Source organism: Streptomyces sp. NPDC002640, assembly GCF_053592575.1.
On record NZ_JBSFVZ010000052.1, the window covers coordinates 1 to 5800 of the forward strand.

The window sequence follows — 5800 nt, forward strand, 5'->3', positions numbered from 1 at the left end:
CACCGTCCATTCCAGCTGCTGCAGGTCACCACCGAGATCCCCACGGATCGCCGGAAGAGCGGTGATCACCACCAGGTTGTCCAGAGCCACCATGGCCACTCCCAGGCCACAGCAGAGGAACGTCCACAGGACGCCCTGTCGGGGAAAACGCATGACTGCTCCTTGGCGATGAGGGTGGGGGAACGCCGGCTCAGGGGGCGACCAGGACGGCCGTCTCGAAGGAGGCGAGGTCGGCCCTGGGCGGGTGCCGGGGGGTGCGCCGGGGCATGCCGACCGCAAGGACATGCAGCGGTACCCGCTCGACGGCAAGGCCGCACCGTGCGGCGATCATGGCGTCGCGGAAGACACCGGTGTGTGCCGAACTCAGCCCCAGCGCCGTCGCCACGAGGGTGAAGGTCTGTCCCAGGTGCCCGGCGTCGAGCACGCAGTCCCGGTAGGCGAGAGCCGGGCGCCGGGGGTCGGTCCGTTCCAGCCGCGCGACGAGAGTGACCAGCACGGCGGGCTCCGCGGCCCAGTCCTGGTCCGCGCAGAGGTAGGCGGACTCCTCCCGGGTGAAGCCCTTCGACGTGAGTTCCAGAGCGTGCTGCAGCGCGTTGTAGAGGTACCAGCCGGGATGCACACCGGTGACGTTCAGCACCCCGGCGTAGGCGTCGATCACCTGCCGGGACCCTGCCTGAGGGCTGGTACGACGGTAACGGGCGCCCGGCCGACCACCGATGAAGTCGACCGGCCCGAACGTCGTGGCCAGCAGCGCGGCGAGTGACTCCAGCGGGAGGGGCGCACCGGCGAACTCCCGGTCGCCGCGAGGGGCGTACAGCACCTGCTCGAGAGGAGCCCGCAGCTCGGCGGGACGGCGCGGCAGCAGCAGCCGGCGAGCGTCGGGGAGGCCGGTGAACAGCGGGGGACCTGCCGGTCCTGACGCCGCGTGCGCCTCGGCCCCGGGCCACGCGCTTTCGCCCTCCTCGCTCCGTACGCCGGTCCCCGCTCCCCCCAGCGCCTTGTGGCCTCCGTCCGGCGTCTGCGTCTGCGTCTGCGTCGGGGAGGCGGCGTGACCCGGAAACGGGACCTGGGCCGTCCCCGGCCCCCACCGGGACGCGACCTTCTCGTCGAGGTCCGCCTCCGGGCTGTTCCGGGTCAGGAGCGCGCCGGCCCGGACCAGGACGGTGACCGCCTGCTCGACGGTCTCCCTGGGCAGATGGCGGAGTTGTCGGGCGATGTCCCGCGGGTCGACCCAGTCCTCGAACGCGGCCAGGACCTCGGCCGCCGCCGGAGGTGCCGGTGAGGGCGTGCCGTGCGGACGAGGGTGCACGACGAAGGTGCCGTCGTGCCAGTAACAGACGAGGCAGCGGGAACGACGCAGACGCATCTGACTCCTCAGGTGTTCGCGGGGTTCGGGAGAACTGCTCGGCGGGGCGCGTCGTGGGCGGAGGGCGTGGCCGCCCGTCCCGGCCCGGTGCGTGACCGTTCCGCTCCGTCCGGTGCCGAACGAGGGTGTGTCCATTCCATGGATTCAGAGCGGCAGGGCGAACGCAAGAGTCCGAATACGCAGTCACCCGGAAGGGGTTCGCAGCCGTGGCCACGGAAAAAGCCCGGCGTGATATCGGAGGGATGCGATATAACGTTCCGTGGGCGACGAGGGGCCTTCCTCGCCCGCACCGTGTGCAGCATCGTTTCTGCCTGTGAAGGGCTGGTGACCTGCGGAGCGTCGCCCGTCACGGTTGCCGCGGGGGTTTCTTGCCTATTTCTTTCGGGCTTTTTTCCGTGACCTTTCTCCGTGGGCGCCCGGGTCCGGCCTCCGTCCTATCGTGCTGCCGTCACCACCTGACGCGGCGAATCCACTGCCGGCCTTCATTTCATGGGCCATCTTGTGTCAGGAAGCACGAAAGGAAGAAATGTCTGTCTTCGCGTCCAGTGACATGGCCTCCGGGGTGTTCGGGCGGCTCTTCGCCGTCCTCCTGGAGGACGAGAAGTTCGTGAGCAAGGCCAGGAGCGAGGGGCTGTCGGTGGAGCTGGTGCACACCAAACCCGACTGCCGGATCTTCGTATCGCCCGACGGCGTCGTCGTCGACGGCCCCGCCCCCCACCGGCCCGCCATCACGCTGAAGATGACCTGCGACACCGCGCACGCCCTGTGGATGGGCCGGCTCTCCGTTCCCGCGGCCGTCGCCACCGGCCGGGTCAGGATCCGCGGCCGCATCGCGAAGGTGCTCGAGCTGGTCCCCCTTCTGCAGACCGCCTTCGACCGCTACCCGGAGATCGCGGCCGACGCCGGCGTCGAGGGCTGACGAATCGCTTTCAGGGCGCCCTCCCGTCCATGGGGCCGCCCGGCAGCGCCACCCGACGACGACAACCCGCCCACCCACGACAGAGGAGTTCCCCACCCATGACCACCGAACGGCCGACCACCTACCCCATGGACTCCGATTTCCAGACGCTGCCGCCAGAGGTGCGGCAACTGAAGGAAGCCGCACGGCAGTTCGCTCAGGAGGCGGTGAAGCCCCGGGCCCAGCTGCTGGACCGGGCGCCCGCCGAGGACTTCGACTGGGACCTGGTCAGGCGCGGCCACGCGCTCGGCCTGACCCGGGCCGCCGTCCCCACCGACTACGGCGGCCTCGGGCTCGGAATGCTGGGTGTCGCCACCGCCCTGGAGGAGGTGGCGGCGGCCTGCCCCGGCATCGCCCTGGTGTTCGGCGCGACCATGCTCGGCCAGGCGCCGGTGCTGCTCTCCGGCGACCCCCGTCTCCAGGCCCGTTACCTCCCGTTGTTCTCCGGCGACGAACCGGTGCTCGCCTGCAACGCCGTGACGGAGGAGGACGCGGGCTGCGACCTGATCATCCCGTCCAACGCGGTCCACGCGCGCAACGTCATGACGGCCCGCCGGGACGGCGACCACTACGTGCTGACCGGCCGGAAGCGCTTCATCACCAACGCCCGCCACGCCGCCTTCGCCTCCGTGTTCGCCAACATGGAGGGCAGCCCGGGAGCGACCGGGCTGACCTCCTTCATCGTTCCGCTGGACCTGCCCGGCGTGGAACGAGGCCCGGTCGCCGACAAGATGGGATACCGGGCCTGCCTCGGCAGCGAACTCGCCTTCCACGAGGTCAGGGTGGGGGCCGAGAACATGATCGGCGGTGAGGGCGAGGGCATGGCCATCAACATGGCCCAGAGCAACATGGCCCGGGCCGCGGTCGCCGGCATCTCGACCGGCATCGCCCGCGGCGCCCTCGACGCCGCCGTCGCATGGGCCGGGGAGAGGGTGCAGGGCGGAGCGCCGCTGCGGCGGCACCAGTTCACCGCGGCCAAGCTGGCGGACATGGCCGCCAAGGTCGAGGCCTCCCGGCTGCTGTACCTGCACGCGGCGAACACGGTGGACACCCAGCTGCCCCCGCCCACCTACGAGCCGGCCGTGGCGAAGCTGTTCGCGGACCGGGCCGCCGTCGACGTCGCCGACGCCGCGCTCTCCCTGGTGGGTGCCCGCGGGTACCTCCGCTCCTACGGCGTCGAGAAGATGCTCCGCGACGCGTACGGGACCCGCATCTACGAGGGCACCCCGGAAGTGCTCGCCCTGGCCGTCACCGAGAGCCTCTACGCGGAGGACGAGTACGCGGAGGACGAAGCCGAATGAGCGCCGACCACCGCCATGACGGGACGGTCAGGAACCGGCGGGCCCCGCTGCCGGCCTCCGCCGATTCCACCGCACCCCGTGCCCTGCGCTACGTCGCGGACATCGTCGAGCTGCACGAACGGCTCAGCTACCGGAAACTGCCCGAGGAGATCATCGGGGCGCCGCTCCACCACGCGGTGGACACGCACAGCCAGCTCGTCACCCTCACCGCACGGGACAGCCAGTTCCCCGCCCGGTACCTGCGCGGCATCCTCGGTTTCCGGCTCGCCCAGTACCTGCGGCTCAGCTGGATTTCGGCCGACCGCGTCTACCGCACCGCGGCCTACCACGAGCCCCTGCCGCGCCCCGGCGGAGTCGAGAGCATCCACACGATCACCCTCTGCGCGCGCACCGGAAAGGTCCGCGGATACGTCGGCCTGAGCTGTTCGCCGGACGAGATCAGCCTGCCCCTGGACTCGCCACGCCGCACCAGGTTCCCGACGGAGACGGCCCACGGGGTCGATCTGCTGGCCGCGTTCGCCCGCCCGGGCCTGGGCAGCCACCAGGTCTTCGAGCTGAAACGCTTCCTGCGCGACCAGTCCATGCCGCGCGGCATCCAGCACGAGCGCGTCCCCTGGCACCTGATGCTGGGCATGGGTGAGGGAATGCTCCGCCTGGGTGAGGCGGTCCGCGTGGTGCTCGGCGACGCCAAGGAACACGTGGCCCTGCGGCACCTGCGGCTGGCCGGCTTCGACCTGCGCGTCCTCGACGACACCTCGCCGAGCCTTCCCCCGTCGGATCCCCTCGCGCCCATCTACCGGCAGCAGGTGATCGCCAAGCCCTTCGTCGCCTTCGTCCCGTCGGACATGCCCTGGTACCGCGACGTCGTCCACTCCTACCTGAAAGGCACCAGCGACCTGACGTCCTACCAGGAACTCGTCGCCCGGCTGCGATCGCGCCGCGCGCCGAAGGACGGCCCGGCGGTTCCCCGGCAGCGGGGGAGCGCCTCATGACCTCCGACGCCACGCGGCCGCCCGAGCCGCAGGCTGCTCCGGACCGGGCCTTCTACGACGAACTGGTCACCCGCAACAAGGGCGTGGTCTCTCCCGAGGAGCAGGAGGCGCTGCGCGAGGCAACCGTCCTCGTGGCCGGCTGCGGCTCCATCGGCGGCGCCGCCGTGGAGCCCCTCACCAGGCTGGGGGTGCGGAAGTTCCTGCTGGCCGACCCGGGCACCTTCGAACTCAACAACCTCAACCGGCAGAACGCCGGCGCGGACGACATCGGCCGCAACAAGGCCGTGGTGGCCGCCGAACGCGTCCTGGCGATCAACCCGCACGCCTCGGTGACCGTGTTCGCCGACGGGGTGACCGAGGAGACCGTGGAAGAGCTCACGGCGACCAGCGAGATGATCATCGACGGGGTCGACGTCACCACCGCCGAGGGGTGGCACGCCAAGCACCTGCTGCACCGGGAGGCGGTGCGCCGACGTCTGCCGCTCGTCACCGGATGGGACATGGCCGGGGCGCAGTACGTGCGCCACTACGACTACCGGCGGACACGGGTCCCCTTCGAAGGCCGCATCACCCTGCGCGACCTGCAGCGGGCCGGAACCTGGGACCTGCTGCGCAGGGCGGTGCCCCTGCGCAGGGTGCCGGTGGAGATGCTGGCGGAGATCCGCGCCCATCACATGACCGCGGACTACAGCTTCCCCCAGGTCTCCTACACGGCGAACGCCTTCGGAGTGGTGAGCGCCCACATGACCGCCCGTATCCTCGCCGGTCGCGGTGTGCCCAGAGAAATCTTCCTCGACGTGCACCGGATGGCCCGGCCGCTGGGCGAACGCTGGCGGGCGCGCGTGCGGTGGCCGGTCGAACTCGCCGCCCTGCTGCCACCCCTGCTGCGTCTGATGCGCCGCCCCGACGCCTACTGAACCCGACCGGAACGACGAGAATCCGCGCCCGCCGGCGGCCGCCTCCCGCGCGGCCGCCGGCCGGCCCCGGGTCCCCGGAGAACGAACCCGGTGGACCCTTCCGAAAGGCAGTCATGCACGTCTCGAAAACAAGCGTCCTGTGGACGTTCCTCTGCTGTGGCCTGGGAGTGGCCATGGTCTCCCTGGACAACCTGGTGGTGATCACCGCTCTTCCGGCGATCCGCCGGGATCTCGGTGGTGATCTCCAGCAGTTGGAATGGACGGTC

General features: G+C 70.9%; 5 protein-coding genes. 4 read left to right on the forward strand and 1 reads right to left on the reverse strand.

Annotation, left to right across the window (positions count from 1 at the left end; all coding sequences use genetic code 11):
- Positions 1-190: 190 nt before the first annotated feature.
- Complete coding sequence (locus tag ACWD3O_RS33870) at positions 191-1366, reverse strand: SagB/ThcOx family dehydrogenase (protein WP_451418545.1); 1176 nt, start codon at positions 1364-1366, stop codon at positions 191-193.
- Positions 1367-1892: 526 nt separating this feature from the next.
- Here ACWD3O_RS33870 and ACWD3O_RS33875 point away from each other — a divergent pair.
- The 4 genes from ACWD3O_RS33875 (at position 1893) to ACWD3O_RS33890 (ending at position 5534) form a co-directional block, all read left to right on the forward strand.
- Positions 1893-2285, forward strand: coding sequence for a hypothetical protein (locus ACWD3O_RS33875; RefSeq protein ID WP_451414307.1), 393 nt, complete (start codon positions 1893-1895; stop codon positions 2283-2285).
- 98 nt (positions 2286-2383) lie between these two features.
- Complete coding sequence (locus ACWD3O_RS33880; RefSeq protein ID WP_451414306.1) at positions 2384-3625, forward strand: acyl-CoA dehydrogenase family protein; 1242 nt, start codon at positions 2384-2386, stop codon at positions 3623-3625.
- Positions 3622-4617 carry a hypothetical protein gene (locus ACWD3O_RS33885; protein ID WP_451414305.1) on the forward strand — a complete coding sequence of 332 codons (996 nt, stop codon included), beginning with the start codon at positions 3622-3624 and terminating at the stop codon, positions 4615-4617. Before ACWD3O_RS33880 ends, ACWD3O_RS33885 begins: the two co-directional genes overlap by 4 nt.
- Complete coding sequence (locus ACWD3O_RS33890; RefSeq protein WP_451418546.1) at positions 4614-5534, forward strand: HesA/MoeB/ThiF family protein; 921 nt, start codon at positions 4614-4616, stop codon at positions 5532-5534. The genes ACWD3O_RS33885 and ACWD3O_RS33890 overlap by 4 nt, the downstream gene beginning before the upstream one ends.
- Positions 5535-5800: the final 266 nt, after the last annotated feature.

Coding starts and splice junctions, on each gene's coding strand:
- ACWD3O_RS33870 (WP_451418545.1), bottom strand. CDS start 1,366: ATGCGTCTGCGTCGTTCCCGCTGCCTCGTCTGTTACTGGCACGACGGC.
- ACWD3O_RS33875 (WP_451414307.1), top strand. CDS start 1,893: ATGTCTGTCTTCGCGTCCAGTGACATGGCCTCCGGGGTGTTCGGGCGG.
- ACWD3O_RS33880 (WP_451414306.1), top strand. CDS start 2,384: ATGACCACCGAACGGCCGACCACCTACCCCATGGACTCCGATTTCCAG.
- ACWD3O_RS33885 (WP_451414305.1), top strand. CDS start 3,622: ATGAGCGCCGACCACCGCCATGACGGGACGGTCAGGAACCGGCGGGCC.
- ACWD3O_RS33890 (WP_451418546.1), top strand. CDS start 4,614: ATGACCTCCGACGCCACGCGGCCGCCCGAGCCGCAGGCTGCTCCGGAC.